This is a genomic window from Psychroserpens algicola (assembly GCF_014526325.1).
In the GTDB taxonomy this organism is placed as follows: Bacteria; Bacteroidota; Bacteroidia; order Flavobacteriales; family Flavobacteriaceae; genus Psychroserpens; species Psychroserpens algicola.
Map to the genome: position 1 here is coordinate 17,277 of NZ_JACNMJ010000008.1, position 13,346 is coordinate 30,622.

The window sequence follows — 13,346 nt, forward strand, 5'->3', positions numbered from 1 at the left end:
AGGCAGTTTATTTGCGATTGATTTTACAAAATGTAACTAATTACCAATTAATTATTTATATAAATATTTAATGTTACCACTATAACATACCTTATGAAGGTATTAACAGATTTGTTTACAAAGAGTTAAATAAATGTTATTAAAGATTTTTTTGTGTAACACTTTAAAAAATAAGTCGTCTTTTTAATATAATCAAAAAACAATCAATTAATTTAAATCTTTCATCATGAAAAAATCAGCAGTAATTATCGCAATCGCATTAGGATTTTCTTTTACATCCTTAAATGCAAAAAATGAAATCACTACAACATCTTCTTACGAAACTGTAGCTGTAGAAAAAGGAGCAGTCAATCCATTTTGTATGTCTATTGTTAAGGGAGACATTGACACAGTAAAAAAATTAATTGACTTAGGTCAAGATGTTAACAAAAAATCGAATGGTTTGACACCTGCAATGTATGCAGCAAAATTTAATCGTTTAGATATTTTGAAGCTTTTAGTAGAAAAAGGTGCAAAATTAAAACTGAAGTCAGAAAAAGGAATGACAGCTAAGCAATATGCAAAATTATCTAATGCAAAAGATACTTTAGTCTATATTGAAGGGCTTGAATCTTAAAAACAAAGTCTTAACAAGACAATTATTTGAGTTAGTTAGCAAAAAGTGCACTTTAATGATTTAAAGTGCATTTTTGTATTTTTCTATAGATTCTCTAATTTTTTCTTTTCTATTATCAGGATCTGGATGTGTACTTTGATGTTCAGGAATACGGTTTGGACCTGCTGCAGCTTTTAGTATTTCCATTACACCAATCATTTCTTCTGGGTCGTAGCCTGCTTTAATCATAAATCTCACACCTAAATCATCACTTTCTAATTCGTCATCTCTACCATTAGTTAATAATGTGTTTTGACCAATCCCACTCACTAGGCCACCGATATCGCCACCCACAGATCCAGCAGTAGCCAAGCCTTGCCAATATTCACTTTCGGCAATACGTTCGGCGCTATGACGACCTAAAACATGACCAATTTCATGACCTAAAACTCCAGCAAGTTGTGATTCATTTTCTAATTTAGAAAACAGAGAGAAGGTGATAAAAATTTGTCCGCCTGGTAATGCAAAAGCATTAATTGTATTAGGATCAGCTAATAAGTGAAACTCATAATTATATGGTGTTTCACGTGCAATACTATTATTTACCAGCTTGTTTCCGACATTATCAACTAAGGCCTGATACTCATTATTTGGATGCAATCCGCCATGTTGCTGTGCCATTTGTGGTGCACTAGCCAAGCCAATTTGTATTTCTTTATCTGGCGTCATAGAAATGGTTTGCATTCGACCTGTATAAGGGTTTTCCTCTCTTTGACTACAACGTTTAATTACAAAAAAGAGTGCTATAGCTACGCCTATTAACAATCTTACTTTAAAATTTCTTCCTCTCATAATAGTGGGTATTGATATCTATAAATTTACAAAAGTTCTGGATTTATATCCAAAATATTTTCGTTTAAGTAATTGGTTATGAATTCTTGAGAAAAATGAGTGCATCCCATTAATTCTTCAGAAATGATAATATCTTTTAAATTCAGTTTTTGATAAGCTTCGATATAAGGCTTAGATAGTGGCTTATAACTATAATGCCAAGGTTCATATTTAAATCCTTTCCGTTCCTTTATATCAGTGTAAACTAAATGAAAACCAAAAGTATTAGCATGTTGATCCATCCAGGATTTAAACTTAGAGTAACAGCCGTTTTCATCAAAATGATTTGGATTTAAAACATGACTGGGCTGCTTTACATTAGCATCGATTAAGTCGAGATCAGTTCCCCAATGATGACGCGATGTTCCCGGAATTGTCGAGTACTCTATAATTTTATTTATACTGTCTTGTGGATTCAAACCGTTTGCGATATACCTTTTGTATTTACGTTCCCAAATTCTCTTTTGATGATCAAAGCTTCTATAACTAGACACAACTTGAATGCGAATGTCACTTTTTAAGGCTTCAGCAGATAGTTTTAAAAATGCATCATATGCTGCTTTTCGAAGTTTGAAATCCTTGCCAAATAGTTTAGGTTGTCCTTTTCCAATGAGTTCATCATACGAAATATCAACGTTCTTATTTTGAAAAGCAAGCTGTGGAAAAGTCAATAAGCCTAATCCTGCCAGTGCCGAAGTTTTTATAAAAAAGCGTCTGTTTATCATATCAAATGTATTGCACAAGTTATGCCAATTTCAGGACTTTAGGTTTTCAATTTTGTACAGTTTTGCAGGCATGCCGTCATATATGGCTTCATCGACTAAGGTGAAACCACATTTGTTGATCACATGATGTGATGCAAGATTGTCTACGTGAGCATGAGCATAAATTGTTTTAAGACCTAATGTTTCAAAACCATAATCAATACATGCTTTGGCGCTTTCGGTAGCGTAACCTTTGTTCCAGTGGGACTTATAAAAGCGATAACCAACTTCTACTAAATTTTCCGAAGGATGAAACTTGAGTCCGCACCAACCTACAAATTCGTCGTTGCTTTTTAAACAAACAGCCCAGCGTCCCATATTGTGAAGTTTATATTGTTTATAATTTTTTAAAAACAGTTTTGCTTCATCAACCGATTTAAAAGCGACATCACCAGTATATTTTAAAACATCATAATCAGCATTCATAGTATAAAAATGAATAGCATCATCAGGTAGAAATTCTCTAAGGTAAAGACGTTCGGTAGTTAAGATGTGTGTCATTTTAATTTGAACTATGTTTCTAGGTCAAACTTAACCAAAATATTTATCTTCACTTAAAATTATAAGTCATGTCATTTCAGTTTAAATTAATAGAGGCTTCAGAGATCCATAAGATTATTCCATTAGTACAAAAGCTAACAAATCATAAGTTTTCTGATGCAATACTCAAGGAGCGTTTTACTGAAATGGTATCTCAAAATTATGAGTGTGCAGTTATTATGCATGAGGCTGAGATTATTGGTGTTTCGGGATTATGGTTTTGTACGCGGCATTATGCAGGAAAAACGGTAGAGATCGACCATGTTTATATTGATGATGACTATCGAAATAAAGGTTTAGGAAAGCAGTTTTTAAACTGGATTTATAATTATGTCAAAACCAAAGGTTGTAATACTTTGGAACTCAATACTTATGTTCAAAATTATCCGTCGCATAAATTTTATTACAACGAAGGTTTTGAAATTTTAGGATATCATTTTTTAAAAAAACTATAATTTTTTCTCTAACAAATGAGAAGTTATTTTATATTTGCGCCCGAAATGCGAGAGTAGCTCAGTTGGTAGAGCGTCAGCCTTCCAAGCTGAATGTCGCCGGTTCGAACCCGGTCTCTCGCTCAAAAGCTTCACAATATATGTGAGGCTTTTTTATTTTAAATGACTCAGTTCTGTTTCTGTTTTTACCTCATAAGGTGATTTGTCATACTCAAAAATTCGAGCATCTAACGCACCTTTTAAAACAATTTTATCTCCTCTAACTGCCAGCCAGCTACCTTCTCTAATACCAACAACAGGTTGCGTATTAAATTTATGAAACTCTTTAATTCTCGTTTCTCTAGTTTCACCCATGTGCTTACTTGTTGGATCTGGGTCTAAATAATGCGGATTGATATTAAACGGAACAAAACCAAAAGTTTTAAAACTCGGAGGATACACAATTGGCATATCATTGGTTGTGTTAATTGTAAGTCCGCAAATATTACTTCCAGCACTTGTTCCAAGGTAAGGTGTGCCGTTTTTCACAACAGTCTTGATAGTATCAATAAGGTCATTTTTATACAGTTGATTGACCAATACAAATGTATTTCCTCCTCCCGTAAAAATACCTTTAGCATCGCGTATAGCTTCTTTTGGGTTATCAAACTCATGAATGCCAACAACATTTTTATCTATCTTTTGAAATGCAACATTTACTTTTGCAGTGTATTCTTCATGAGAAATGCCACTTGGTCTGGCATATGGAATAAATAAAACTTCGGAAGTGTCTTTGAAAAATATTTGCAATTCATCTAATAAATAATCTAATGGTTCTCCACCATGAATTGTTGAAGTACTAGCTATGATAATATTTTTCATTCGTAATTTTTTATTGTAAATTTAGGTAAAAGCAAAATAAGGGAAAGGCTCTAATTTAACAAAAGTTTAGCCAGTCATTATTACAAAATTAAGTTTTCAAAGAGTTACTTTACCATACAAAACCACCAAATATGAAAAAAATTACACTCGTTTTACTCACATTACTATCCATAAGTGTTACAGCTCAAAGGTTTCAGCGTGTAGAAGTTAATGGAAAAATTATTGTTGAAGGTAATGATGTTGAAGGCATTACAGTTTTTAACACCTCGTCAAATAAAGGCGTTATAACCAATGAAAATGGCGAATTTACATTAGAAGTTGCTCTCAATGATTTTATCGAAATAAGAGCTTTACAGTATCAGAATTTTGATTTACAGGTAAGTCAGGCCATTATCGATTCTAAACGAATGCGAATTTTTTTAATTGAGGAAATTAATAAACTTGATGAAATATTAGTACTCACTAAAGGACTTTCGGGCGAATTAAAAACGGATGTAGCTACTGTTAAAACATTTAATCCAAAGCTGGATGCGCTTTATTTCGGAATCAAAAAGCTAGACGAATACGAGTTTTCAGATGACCTTCGGTCCGAAGTTAATAATGATGCAATGCACTCTCAATCGCAAACGATGGTTAATGGGTTAAACGTCATAAATGTTGTAGATCAATTACTCATTCCTTTGTTTCGAAGCAAAGTGAAAGATAAGGAGTCGAAGGGTATTCCAAATGTTCCCGTTAGTGCCGTTAAGTACTATTTTGGGTCAGAATTTATTATCGATAATTTTAATATTCCTGAGCATCGTGTTGAAGAGTTTATACAATATGTAGAAGACGATAAAACGTTTGATTTTGCATTACTTAATTATGGAAATGAGCTCGAATTTCTAGAGCTACTTAACAAAAAGAGTAAAGCCTTTTTAAAAGTTAATAGTGAAAAGGATTAAGTTGTTTCTATTTCTTCTTGCTGCATTTTGTATTTCGGAAATGAACGCCCAAACACAAGATATCATTGGTGAAGTTAAAGCTAGTGGTGATGTGGATAGAATTCATATCATTAATAAAACGGCTAGTAGATTTACTATTACTAATGCTGAAGGTCTCTTTGAGATTCCGGCACAATTAAACGATACTATAATTGTTTCAGGAATACAGTATGTGCCCAAGGAATTTGTAGTTACCGACATAATTATGCAAACCAAAACGGTAACGGTTAATTTAGAGGAAAATATAAATGTGCTCAATCAGGTTACCGTTGGTAAAATATTAACGGGAGATTTGATTTCTGATATCGAAAATAGTGATGTGAAGCGAAACCTCAATTTCTATGATTTAGGAATTCCGGGTTATACCGGACCACAAAAAACGCAGAGCGAAAGACGTTTGTATGAGGCGAAAAGTGGCGCAGGATTAGTACCATTAAACCCTTTGATAAACTGGATTTCGGGTCGAACAAAACGATTAAAAGGCCAAATCAAACAAGAGGAAATTGATAGTGCTGTCAACGAAGCCTATGCAGGATTTTCTGGTTTGCTTTTTGAAACGGATACTTTAGAAAAATCTAAGCATATGGAGTTCTTTTATTACAGCGCTGATGATCCTAAATTTTTAACTTTGAGTAAGACTAAAAACAAGATGCAGATGTTTCAGTTTCTAAAGGAAAAACTAAAAGCATTTAAACTACACATTGAAAATAATTAACAACATAATTTGTTTATGCTTCGCCATCGGTTGTGTTATGATTTGTGGAGCTCAAACTACCAGTTTAAAAGGAAAAGTCATTGCAAGTTCTGAACTGGGAAGTATTCATGTTCTTAATATTTCAGCACAAAAAAACACAATAACAGATGAGCAAGGAGCCTTTGAAATTTCTGCTAAACAAAATGATACCATTTTAATTTCCAGCATTCAATATACACCGCAAAGTATTGTTGTGAGTAAAGCTAATATCGAAATGAAGTTTATCACTATTACGCTTTCTGATCGAGTTAATGAACTAGATGAGGTTGTCGTCGGAAAAGTGCTTACGGGAAATTTGTTATCTGATATTGAAAACAGTGATGCCAAACGCGATATTAATTTTTACGATGTTGGTATTCCAGGATATACAGGAAAACAAAAAACTCAAAAAGAACGCAGACTTTATGAGGCAGATGCTGGCAAGTCAATCATTATAGCGCCTTTATTTGTTGGAATTAATATTCATAAAATTCTGAATAAAATTTCTGGCAGAACAAAAAAGCTAAAACGTATCGTTTTACTGGAGCAGCATGAAAACTGCATTAAATCATTATCTGCTGAGTTCTCTGATATGCTATTTGATGGTTATGATATTGAATCGGGTTTAAAAATTGACTTCTTTTATTATGTTGTTGAAGACCCAAAAACTTTAGAATTATGTGCAGCTAAAAACAGTTTAAAAACCTATGAATTTTTACTTAAAAAACTCTATGAGTATGAAGATACAGGTTCTGTTTCTGAAGATTAATAGCTACTTTTGATACTTATTTTACATTTATGAAATTTATACAATATATTTTGTTGTCAGTTGTGTTTATCAGCTTTAATATATCAGCTCAAAACGCCGAGGATGTTACTAAGTCAGGTCATACGAACCTGAGTAAGTTTAGACAGCTTAATGACGAATTTGCAACTCCAAATAGATATAGAACAGCGTCAGGAGCACCAGGTCCTGCGTACTATCAACAGCAGGCTGATTATAAAATTGATGTCACTATCAACGATAAGACTGCAGTTTTAAATGGATATGAAACCATCACCTATACTAATAACTCTCCAGATGAATTGTCTTATTTATGGGTTCAGTTAGATCAAAATGTTAGGACAAAAGAGCTACCTAGAAAGTCGATTACAACAGACCGATTAATTCCAGCAGTATCTCCTTCAAATTTCACCTCCACTTATATGGAACACGAGTTTGATGGCGGATTTCACATTGAAAAAGTTACCACTACAGATGGTAAGCCACTGTCATTTACAATCAATCAAACGATGATGCGTATTGATTTGCCTAAGCCAATGATGTCTGGTGATATATTTTCATTTGATATCCAATGGTGGTATAAAATTAATGATCATGTTAAAGATGGAGGAAGATCAGGTTATGAATTGTTTCCCGATGGAAATAGAAACTATATTATCGCTCAGTTTTATCCGAGAATGGCAGCCTACAACGATGTTGATGGCTGGCAAAACTTTCAATTTTGGGGCAGTGACGAATTTGCGTTATCCTTTGGAAATTTTGAAGTAAATATTACGGTGCCTTCCGATCATCTATTAGATGCAACCGGACGACTGATGAACAGAGAAGATGTGTTTACAGAAGCTATGATGCAACGCTATGAAACAGCAAAAAAATCGTATAAAAAGCCAGTGGTTATAGCAACTCAGGAAGAAGCGGAAGTAAGAGAAAAAGGACATGCAAAATCAAAAAAAACCTGGAAGTTTTTAGCTGAAAATGTAAGAGATTTTGCGTTTACAACGTCGAGAAAATACATATGGGATATGATGGCTGTAGCTATTGGGGACAAAACGGTTATGGCGGCCTCTTTGTATCCCAAAGAAGGTAATCCATTATGGGAAGAGTGGTCAACAAAAGTAGTTGCTTCTACATTGAAATCGTATTCCGAAAGAACTTTTGATTATCCATATCACAAAGCGGTTTCTGTGCATGCAATTGGTCAAGGTATGGAATACCCGATGATTTGCTGGAATTACGGCAGACCAGAACCTAATGGAAAATATACCGACTATACAAAATACCGAATGATGGGTGTTATTATTCATGAGATAGGACATAACTTTTTTCCAATGATTGTAAATAGTGATGAACGTCAATGGAAATGGATGGATGAAGGTGTTAACGCATTCGTTCAGTATTTAGCCGAACAGGATTTTGTAAAAAGATATCCAGAAGCATTGTCTGAAGGTGATGTTGCTTTTCCGTCACGTCGCGGACCAGCAACAAAGGCTATACGCTATATGAGCGGAGATCAGGATCGGTTGGCTCCAATTATGAGTACTGGGTTAAATTTATATAAATCGGGTAGTAATGCTTATGTTAAAACATCTTCAGCTTTAAATATTTTAAGAGATGTGGTCATGGGACCAGAATTGTTTGATTATGCATTTAAGCAATATGCAAATCGATGGATGTTTAAACATCCAACACCTGAAGACTTTTTTCGTACTATGGAAGATGCTTCAGCAGTAGATTTAGATTGGTTCTGGAGAGGATGGTTTTATACAACAGACTGGGTAGATATTGGAATTAAAGATGTAAAAACCTATTACGTGTCTTCAAAACCTAATCAATACGCTAAAAATTATGCACTGAGCAGAAACCTCAATTTAGAACAATTACACTGGGTCTATTTTCATGAAGACGGAAGTGTCGAGTTTGACGATAGTATAAGAGAAGGCTCATCAGCAGATAATTCTCCATATCTAAAGACTTTTTTAAAGGACAATTTCTCCAGAAAAGAACTTAAAAACCTAAAGCAGCCCAAATACTTTTATAGTATCACTTTTGAAAAGCCTGGCGGACTCGTTATGCCAATTATACTAGAACTTAAATATACAGATGGTACTACTAAGACCGAAATATTTCCTGCTCAAATCTGGCGATTTAATGATAAAGAAGTCACCAAAGTAATTGCTTCGGAAAAAGAAATTGAATCTTTTATAGTTGATCCTGAAAAACGAACAGCTGATATTAATATTTCAAATAACTCATGGCCTAAAGAATAATTTTGATGAGATTTTATCAATTTATAAACAGTTAATCTATTATTAATGTCAAAACATCTCTTTATATTTGCATCGTGATACAATTAGCAACATTTTTATTTATTGGTGCACCAGAGGTAATGTTTATTCTCCTTATCGTGGTGATGGTATTTGGTGCCGACAAATTGCCAGATATCGCTCGTGGTATGGGTAAAGGAATGCGTATGCTAAGAGATGCCTCAAGTGATATTAAATCTGAAATCACTAAAACAGCTGAACAACAAGGTATCGATACCGATGTAACCAAAGACATCACTGAAGAAATCAATAAGGTAAAAGATGAACTTGGTGACTTTACAGGTTCTGTTAAACGAAATCCTTAATTGCTGTATCTGTAATTTTCAATAATATTTTTTACTGAAATCGTAATTTTAATAACGAATTGTTATTAATTATTTAATATATTTAGAACATCATTAACCACTAAATTATATTAAATGAAAAAAATGTACGTTAAGGTGTTGCTTCTCCTGGCAATAACCATAGTTTCTTGTGCTAAAGAAGAAGCTTTTATTGAAACCGAATCTCAAGACATCCAATTTCCAAGTGAACCACTTACTGTTAAGCAAATCAATGATCGTATTAGTGAAACTTTAAGAGCAACAGGTGATTTTGATTGGAGTAATGAGGATGCCCATTTTTTATGGAGTGCTGTTGTTCATGGTCAAAATGTATTGACTATTGGTTATGGAAATGAAGGTCAGAGTTTTAGCGAAGAACGCGACCCTGTTTTAGAAGCTAAAAAAAATGGTTTAATTGAATTAGTTCTTGACAATGAACAAATTGATAAAAATAAACTCAAACTTGTAGATCAGGATATCCTTAATGTTATTGATATAGGTGTAGAAAATATAGAAACTATAATCGCACTTAGAGCACATAAAGATGTTCGATATTTGGAACCAAATGGCTATAGCCAGTTTACTTATAATGAAGTTGAAGGAAAATCTAGTTCTGGATGTGATAAAAATGGCGATTATATAAATCCGGCTCATTACACGACTATAAGTCCAAATAATGCTCAAGTGGCATGGAATTTCAGTGAGCATAACATTCAGCAAGCTTGGGGATTATCAACAGGATCTGGTGTAACTATCGGATTAATTGATACTGGTGTTTCGGCATCACAAAGTTTACTAAACGCTTCAGGGATAAATGATGGATATTCAAGCGGACGTTTTGTTCAGAAGTATGGAACATTTATAGATTCGAATTGGTGGTGGTCAAGTAATTATGACGGACCGCATGATAAATGTGGTCACGGAACTGCTATGGGATCAACTATGGCTTCTCCTCGTAACGATAATGGTATGCCTGTTGGTGTCGCTTATAATTCGAATTTAGTAGCGTATCGTGCAACTGAGGATGTATTGTTAAATGATTACCATGAACGAAAAGGTGTGTCAAAAGCATTAACACAATTAGGAAACAGGAGTGATGTTAAAATCATTTCAATGTCTATTGGATATGTTTGGTCTATCGGAAATATTAAAGATGCTGTAAGATATGCTTATAGTAAAGGTAAATTGATTTTTGCTGCTGGAGGAACATCAACAAGTTTTACAAACGGATTTGGTGTGATTTTTCCAGCGACAATGAGCGAAACAGTAGCAGTAACAGGTGTTGATGATGGCAATAACTACGATCGTTGTGATACCTGCCACAGTGGTAGTAAAATTGACTTTACCATCATAATGGAAGGTGATAATAATACAAGTAAAGCACCTCCTGTTTTAAGTTTTTATAATGGCGAAAGACGTTATACAGGTGGTTCATCTGTAGCGACTGCAACTACTGCAGGAATTGCAGCCTTGGTTTGGTCTAGGTATCCAAATTGGAGCCGAACACAAGTATTAAACAGGTTGAAGCAATCTGCCGATTTCTATCCTTCAAAAAGCAGTAATTTTGGATATGGAAATATTGATGCTTGGCAAGCGGTTCAGTAATTAAAACAATTAAATAAACGATAAAAAACTCTTCAGTTTATGAAGAGTTTTTTTGTTAATGAATTGATAGCCAGTATGTATTTCGTCGATTTTGTACTTGTGATTATGACGTTCAACCGAAAAAAAAGTATATTCATCGATTATATTGTTGAATGTTGTTAGCTTAAAGATACTTTAACTGTCCCAAACAAACTTAGACCTACTATGAAAGCAAAATTACTATGCTGTTTTCTGTTATGCTTCTTTTTATCTTTTAGTCAAACTGAAAGAGACATTATCAATAAAATAGATAGCCTAAATACAATAGCCTTAAGTCATTTCAGTAATAATGATATGGCTCAGTCATTCAATATATTTAATCAAGCCATTCATTTATCCGATTCTATTAATGATAACTATGGTAATGCTCTTGCTAATTTTACCGTTGGAAAGATTTATGACTTTATGCAAGAATACGATAAAGCCGAATCTAGTTTCAATACTGTAATTGAGGTTTCAAAAAAAGCTGATGATAACTTCTTAATTGCAAGTGCTTATTTAAATTTAGGAAAAGTGTTGATGCACAAAACACCAGCAAGTGATCCAATTCCCTATTTTGAGAAAGCTCTCGTATACGCAATGAAAGATGATGTTCAAGATTACAATAATAAAGATCAGAAAGATGTCCTTTTGTTTAATATCAGATTGAACTTGTCAAAACTATATCTAGCAGCTAATAACTCTAGTAAAACACTGGTGTACTTATCTAGAGCTCAAGAAAATTTAAAGTATATAGATGATAGTAACTATGCTACTGCACAATGGAACTTCATTCAGGGGCAATATTTTTTCAAAAAAGAGTTTTACAACAATGCCATAATTAAATATAGTGAAGCTGCCAACGCTTTAGAATCTAAAAGTACTGCAGAGCACATCAATAAGAATGCCTTATTAAGTGATATTTATAAATCGCTATCCTCAACCTACGCTCAACTGGAAAAATCTAATGAAGCTTATCAGGCATTACTTATGCATAATACGTATAGAGATGAGTTTATAAATGAAGATAAAACACGTCAGGATATTATTGTGAAATCAAAATTTTTAATTGAGAATTACAAAAATGTAGCTCAGCTGGCAAATTCTGAACGTATAGAACAACTGGCACAAAGTAACAAGATTAAAAATGTGAATATCATCATATCAATCACCGTATTTTTATTGATTATTTCATTGCTTACAATGTATAAAAGTTATGTGTCAAAGCGAAAACTTAGTAATATCTTAAAAGTAAGAAATGACGAGTTGGAGCTTGCAAAAAATCAAGCTGAAAAATCGTCAGAATTAAAAAGTAATTTTATTTCTAATGTAACTCACGAGTTAAGAACGCCTTTGTATGGTGTAGTGGGTTTAACATCATTATTGCTTAAAAATAACGACCTAAGTGCAAAAGACACAAAGTTTCTCAAGTCGTTAAAGTACTCAGGAGATTATCTGCTAAACCTTGTTAATGATGTCTTACAGATTGGAAAAATAGAGTCTCAAAAAATAGAACTCAAAAATGTAACGGTTAATATCAGATTGCTGCTTGAAAATATTGTCAATTCATTTGATTATAGATTAGAAGAGACAAACAATCAAATTCAGGTAAACATAGATAAAAATGTACCAGAGTTTTTTAAATGTGATAATGTTAGACTATCTCAGGTGTTAATCAATCTCATTGGGAACAGTATTAAATTTACTGAAAACGGAAAAATCCATATTAGAATTCAACTTTTAAATATTGAAGGCGATGATGTGAGTTTACGTTTTGAAGTCGAAGATGATGGACCAGGAATTCCGAAAGAAAAGCAAAAAATGATTTTTGAGAACTTTTCTCAATTAGATAAAAACAACAATACAAACTATCAGGGAACGGGATTAGGACTACCTATTACCAAAAATATTATCGAACTTTTTGGGAGTTCTCTCGAAGTTGAAAGCGAACCTAATTTAGGAACAACCTTTAGTTTTGAATTAACCTTTGAAATCGATAGAGACGCCAAATCTGAAACGATAACAATTAAAAAGTCTAAAGGCAGTCCAATAGGTGAAACTAAGAAGTATAAAATTTTGGTAGCAGAAGATAATAAGATCAATCAGATTGTGACTCAAAATTTATTACAACGTGAAAACTACGAATGTGTCATAGCAAAAAATGGTTCTGAAGCATTAGATTTACATAAAAATGCAACTTTTGATTTGATTTTAATGGATATCAATATGCCTGTGATGAATGGGTATGAAGCAACAACCGAAATACGTAAATTCGATTCAAAAACACCTATTTTAGCACTTACAGCTGCCGATATTGAACAAATAAGAGACGATTATGAACTTGTAGGTTTCAACGGAATTATCACAAAACCATTTGATAATTATGAATTTTTTCAAACCATTTCAGAGCATATCGAACAGGCAAAATCACATGATGATAAAGCCGATTTTAAATTGGTTAAGGTGTCTTAAA

Annotated in this window: 13 protein-coding genes and 1 tRNA gene; 10 read left to right on the forward strand and 4 right to left on the reverse strand. The window is 33.3% G+C overall.

From position 1 onward, the window contains the following. Positions 1-226 precede the first annotated feature (226 nt). Positions 227-616 carry an ankyrin repeat domain-containing protein gene (locus tag H7350_RS14875; protein ID WP_204346722.1) on the forward strand — a complete coding sequence of 130 codons (390 nt, stop codon included), beginning with the start codon at positions 227-229 and terminating at the stop codon, positions 614-616. A gap of 60 nt (positions 617-676) precedes the next feature. Here H7350_RS14875 and H7350_RS14880 read toward each other — a convergent pair whose 3' ends face one another. The 3 genes from H7350_RS14880 to H7350_RS14890 are packed head-to-tail and all read right to left on the reverse strand — an operon-like array spanning position 677 to position 2,751. Further along, a complete protein-coding gene (locus H7350_RS14880; protein WP_204346723.1) occupies positions 677-1,447 on the reverse strand; it encodes a M48 family metalloprotease in 771 nt (256 codons plus the stop codon). Between the two features lie 26 nt (positions 1,448-1,473). After that, positions 1,474-2,211, reverse strand: coding sequence for a M15 family metallopeptidase (locus H7350_RS14885; RefSeq protein WP_204346724.1), 738 nt, complete (start codon positions 2,209-2,211; stop codon positions 1,474-1,476). A gap of 30 nt (positions 2,212-2,241) precedes the next feature. After that, positions 2,242-2,751, reverse strand: a complete 510-nt coding sequence (locus H7350_RS14890) for a GNAT family N-acetyltransferase (protein WP_204346725.1) — start codon at positions 2,749-2,751, stop codon at positions 2,242-2,244. Between the two features lie 68 nt (positions 2,752-2,819). Here H7350_RS14890 and H7350_RS14895 point away from each other — a divergent pair, with 68 nt between their 5' ends. Both H7350_RS14895 and H7350_RS14900 read left to right on the forward strand, forming a co-directional pair. Next, the gene (locus H7350_RS14895) at positions 2,820-3,245 is read left to right on the forward strand and encodes a GNAT family N-acetyltransferase (protein WP_204346726.1); all 426 of its coding nucleotides are present in this window, start codon (positions 2,820-2,822) and stop codon (positions 3,243-3,245) included. 47 nt (positions 3,246-3,292) lie between these two features. After that, a tRNA-Gly gene (locus H7350_RS14900) sits at positions 3,293-3,365 on the forward strand. Between the two features lie 30 nt (positions 3,366-3,395). On the opposite strand, the gene pepE is transcribed toward H7350_RS14900, so the two are convergent. Then, positions 3,396-4,103, reverse strand: a complete 708-nt coding sequence (gene pepE, locus H7350_RS14905; protein ID WP_204346727.1) for a dipeptidase PepE — start codon at positions 4,101-4,103, stop codon at positions 3,396-3,398. Between the two features lie 131 nt (positions 4,104-4,234). On the opposite strand from pepE, the gene H7350_RS14910 reads away from it, so the two are divergent. The 7 genes from H7350_RS14910 (at position 4,235) to H7350_RS14940 (ending at position 13,345) form a co-directional block, all read left to right on the forward strand. After that, entirely contained in the window at positions 4,235-5,047 is an 813-nt protein-coding gene (locus H7350_RS14910; protein ID WP_204346728.1) for a carboxypeptidase-like regulatory domain-containing protein, read from the forward strand. 40 nt (positions 5,048-5,087) lie between these two features. Then, positions 5,088-5,801: a peptidase associated/transthyretin-like domain-containing protein gene (locus H7350_RS14915; protein ID WP_204346729.1), complete on the forward strand. Its 714-nt coding sequence runs from the start codon at positions 5,088-5,090 to the stop codon at positions 5,799-5,801. Beyond that, positions 5,788-6,588, forward strand: coding sequence for a carboxypeptidase-like regulatory domain-containing protein (locus H7350_RS14920; RefSeq protein ID WP_204346730.1), 801 nt, complete (start codon positions 5,788-5,790; stop codon positions 6,586-6,588). The genes H7350_RS14915 and H7350_RS14920 overlap by 14 nt, the downstream gene beginning before the upstream one ends. Positions 6,589-6,617: 29 nt before the next feature. Beyond that, positions 6,618-8,870: a M1 family metallopeptidase gene (locus H7350_RS14925; RefSeq protein ID WP_204346731.1), complete on the forward strand. Its 2,253-nt coding sequence runs from the start codon at positions 6,618-6,620 to the stop codon at positions 8,868-8,870. Between the two features lie 74 nt (positions 8,871-8,944). Continuing rightward, positions 8,945-9,232, forward strand: a complete 288-nt coding sequence (locus H7350_RS14930; protein WP_204346732.1) for a twin-arginine translocase TatA/TatE family subunit — start codon at positions 8,945-8,947, stop codon at positions 9,230-9,232. 114 nt (positions 9,233-9,346) lie between these two features. Next, positions 9,347-10,855, forward strand: coding sequence for a S8 family peptidase (locus tag H7350_RS14935; RefSeq protein WP_204346733.1), 1,509 nt, complete (start codon positions 9,347-9,349; stop codon positions 10,853-10,855). A 204-nt stretch (positions 10,856-11,059) separates the two neighbouring features. After that, positions 11,060-13,345, forward strand: coding sequence for an ATP-binding protein (locus tag H7350_RS14940; protein ID WP_204346734.1), 2,286 nt, complete (start codon positions 11,060-11,062; stop codon positions 13,343-13,345). The last annotated feature ends 1 nt before the right edge of the window (position 13,346 follow it).